We start from the raw sequence: 3,136 nt of genomic DNA, 5'->3' as shown, positions 1-3,136 counted from the left end.
GCCCGAGGCCCTGCGGCGTCGAGCAGCCGCAGGGCCTCGGGCGGATATCCGGCGAGGAGGGCCTGTTCCGCGGCGGCCGTGTAACGCCGCGCCCGCAGCGCGTCGTCCGGCGTCAGCTCGGCGGCACGCACCTGGGCCGTGCGGCGCAGGGCGGGCGGTGTGCCGGAGGTCGAGTCGGTGGCCGCGGCCTCCAGTTCGGCGGCCAGCACCGCGTCGGGTCCGGGGGCGGTCCACGAGCGGTGCAGCAGTGCGGGCACGCCGTGCGGTGCGGGGTGTGCCGCGGCCAGCGAGCGGTGCGCGGCACGGCGGCGTTCGGACGGGGCACCGGCGTACACCGCCCTGCCGACCAGCGGGCTGCGGAACCGGAGCCGGCCCCCGGGGACCGCGAGCAGCTCGGACGCCTGCGGCGGCTCGGAGGGTTCGGGAGGCACGTCCCCGTCCCGACCGCCGAGGCCGTTCGTCGCCCGCCCTACGAGTGCGGCCTCGGCGTCCCGCTCCCCCGTGGCCCGCATCGCCGCCGCGACGACGAGCAACAGGTCGGCCCGGTCCGGCCGTTGGCCGATCGGACATCCGCCCGCGACGACGGTCAGCGTCCCGGCGTCGGCCAGGGGGCGGGGCAGCGCGTGGTCGCCGCGGAGCTGGGCGGGCGAGAGGCGGTGGGCCAGGGCCAGCAGCAGCGCGGGGTTGCCCTGCGCCTCGGTCACCAGCTCCTCGCGGACGACCGGGTCGACGGCACCGTCCGTCAGATCGTGCAGCAGTCCCGCCGCGTCCCCGGGCGTGAGCGGGGTGAGCTCCAGCACCGGCAGTGTCGCCCATTCCCTTTCCACGGGCCGGTGTCCGGGCACGGTGACGAGCAGGCCCACCCGGTGAACGCCGTCCGCCGCGTGCACCCGTGCGGCCACCCGGCCCAGCGCGGTGCGCGAGGCGGTGTCCCACAGGTGCACGTCGTCCACGCACACCAGCAGGGGTGAACGGGCGGACGCCGCCCGCAGGATGTCCAGGAGCACCTCCTCCGCCGTGCCGTCGCCGGGGACGCGCCCGGCGTGGCGGGCGGCGCGCAGCAGGGTGCGCAGACCGCTGTGGGGCTGCGGGGAACAGGCCGGTTCGGCGCGGACGTGCCACACCGGTCCGGCGCGGAAGGCGCGTGCCGCGAACTCCAGGAAGGCCGTACGGCCGCCACCGGGTTCGCCGGTCACGACATGGGCGCCGCCGTCGGTGCGCAGCCCGTCCAGCAGCGCGGCGAACGCCTGCCGTCGGGGTCCCGCGCGGTACCGGAGCGGAGCGGATCCACGGGTCGTCTGTCCGGTCATTTCCGCGACGTTACTTACGCGTAAGAAGCGGTGGAAGGCGTCCGTCCGGGTGCCGGAGGCGGCCCGTCCGCCGTTCCACCTGGGGCTTCTCACGAGATGTGCGGCGGGCGGCGTGTGCCGCCGCCCAAGCGGGCGGTCCCTCGGCGGTGCACCCGCACAACGCCGGTGGCGGCCCGCGTCGTACGCGGGCCGCCACCGGAGCCTGTCGGTGTCCGACGGGATGTCAGGAGGTGTGCGGGCAGTTGCCCCGCGACTCCGCGATCGTGAGGCTCCGCTGCGGCAGCGGGCACAGGAACTGCTCGTAGCGGGTGTCGTTGTCGATGAACCGCTTCAGCCAGGAAATGCTGTACTTCGCGATCGTCGTGTTGCTGGAGTTGGGCGTGAAGTGGGTGGCGTTGTTCAGTTCCAGGTAGGCCCGGTCGAGGGAGGACGGCAGACCGGTGTAGAGGGGCTCGGCGTGGGTGGAGACCGGGGCGACCGTGTCGCCGTCGGCCCCGAAGATCAGGGTGGGGGTCCTGACCTCGGGCCACGTCTTGTCGAGGTTCCAGGGGGTCAGCGGGATCGCCGCCTGGAGCGAGGGACGGTCCTTCGCCGCCTCGAGGCTGCCGCCGCCGCCCATCGAGTGGCCCATGACACCGAGGCGGCTGCTGTCGATACGGCTGCGGACCGCGCTGCGTCCGGTGAGGTAGTCCAGCGCGGCGAGCAGCTGGTCGCCGCGGGAGTCGGGCTGGTCGAGGGTGGTGTTGGTGTCGATGGTGAACACGACGAAGCCCTGGGAGGCCAGGCGCGGGCCCAGCCAGGCGATGGAGGACTCGTAGGCGGTGAAGCCGGGTGAGATGGCGATCGCGCCGAACGTGCCGTCGGCGGTGCTGCTCGGATAGTAGATGGTGCCCCCGCCGAAGCCGGTGACGGAGAGCGAGGAGACCGAGGTCTCGGAGACGGAGTACGGGCCGCGCAGCGCCTCGATGCTGGACTGGGACGGCGCCGGACCGCGCTCGTAGGGGTTGGCCGCGGCGTGGGCGCCGGGACCTGTGAGGGTGCTCAGGCCGACGACGACGGCGACGGCGGCGGCCAGTCCGGCGAACCGTCCGGTCCTGCCGCGCCGGGTGTGGGAGGGGCGCGCGGTCGGGCCTGCGGTGCTGGTGTGGGGGTGCTGCTGCACGGCGGGGAGTCCTCTCTGTGGCGGCGGGCCGCCCGGTGGCCGGTGCACGGGTACGACGTGGGATGTGACCGTGCGCCGGCCGTGGGCGCCGCCGATGGGCTGGCGGTTGCCACTGTCGGAGAGGAAGGAGTCCGCGCGGACCGGCAATCTCACCGGTCTCGTCGCTCCGCCCGCCGACGGCGCACCGGCCCGTCGGCGGGCGGAGCGGCGGGGCAGCGGTGGTCGGCGGTGGCCGGCGGTGGCCGGCACCGTATGCGCAAGGGGAGCCGGGGTAGGGAAGAGGAGCAGGTGCGGTCACCGTCGGATTCGGCGCCGACGGTGACCGCCGTACGGAAACGCCCCCGCCCCCCACATCACCCGCATGGCCCTCTCCGGACGTCGCATCGGCCCGCGGCGTGCTCGTATGGAAGCGGCCTGCCTACCCGGAGGGAGCTGGGAATGCACGAGATGTGGTGCGGTGCGGACACTTCGGGGGAGCCTGTGTGGCATGTTCTGACCACCGACAGAACGACCACGCTGTGCGGAGTGGAGAAGGAGGACGAACCCCGTCGGCGGGACGCGACGGACCGCCACTGCTTCCCCTGCATGGAGTCGTTCCAGGAGGTCGTGGAAGCCGGCTGACGACCCGGCACGCCGTTGTGCCCCGGACGCCCCGGCGCCGGGG

At 74.6% G+C, this 3,136-nt stretch carries 1 protein-coding gene and 1 pseudogene; both read right to left on the bottom strand.

From position 1 onward, the window contains the following. Positions 1-1,310 (bottom strand): annotated as a pseudogene (locus AOK11_RS21020) (LuxR family transcriptional regulator); the annotation flags it as partial. Positions 1,311-1,533: 223 nt separating this feature from the next. Continuing rightward, positions 1,534-2,472 (bottom strand): bis(hydroxyethyl) terephthalate hydrolase, encoded by a 939-nt coding sequence (bdeA, locus tag AOK11_RS21015; RefSeq protein ID WP_055595276.1) that lies wholly within the window; start codon positions 2,470-2,472, stop codon positions 1,534-1,536. Positions 2,473-3,136 lie beyond the last annotated feature (664 nt).

The sequence above is a fragment of the Streptomyces hirsutus genome, assembly GCF_001418415.1.
Lineage (GTDB): Bacteria > Actinomycetota > Actinomycetes > Streptomycetales > Streptomycetaceae > Streptomyces > Streptomyces hirsutus.
The sequence above is the reverse complement of the archived record's forward strand: the minus strand, read 5'-3'. Positions and strand labels throughout refer to the sequence as shown.